The following is a 481-nucleotide window of genomic DNA, read 5'->3' as shown; positions in this document are numbered from 1 at the left end:
ACCGGCCAGATACGAGCCCTCGACGAAGGCACCGGCCTCGCGGAGTTCGGCGACCTGCGCGACACCGAGGGTCGCCATCGCGACCTGCGTGAACTGCGTCAGGTGCAGCACACCGTCGGGGTGACGGTGCTCGACGCCCCGCGCCTTGACCAGCGTCGGGTTGTCGCGGACGACCGCGAGGATCGAGAAGCCGAGCGCCTCGCGGGTGTGCTTGTCGGCGCGCTCCCAGATCTCGCGGGCAGCCTTGCTGCGCGAGCGGGCGTCGAGGCCCATGCCCGGACGCTGGATGCCCTGGCCCGGGAAGGCGTAGACGGTCTTCGGGGCGGCGGTGCGACCCGTCGCGACCATCACCAGGTCGCCGTCGACGCGGCAGCCGACCTCGACGATCTCGTCACCGCGATCGGTGGCGACGCGGTCGACGCGGACGTCGATCTCGGCGCCGGGGCGGACCATGCCGAGGAAGCGCGCGGTCCACGCGGTC

1 protein-coding gene is annotated in these 481 nt (G+C 72.8%); it reads right to left on the bottom strand.

Annotated elements, in window-relative coordinates; all coding sequences use genetic code 11:
- Positions 1–481, bottom strand: a 481-nt coding sequence (locus tag AC07RN_RS21015; RefSeq protein ID WP_478337221.1) for an acyltransferase domain-containing protein, incomplete at both ends; no start/stop codon positions are given.

It is taken from the genome of Lelliottia sp. GFLA7, assembly GCF_056490165.1.
The sequence above is the reverse complement of the archived record's forward strand: the minus strand, read 5'-3'. Positions and strand labels throughout refer to the sequence as shown.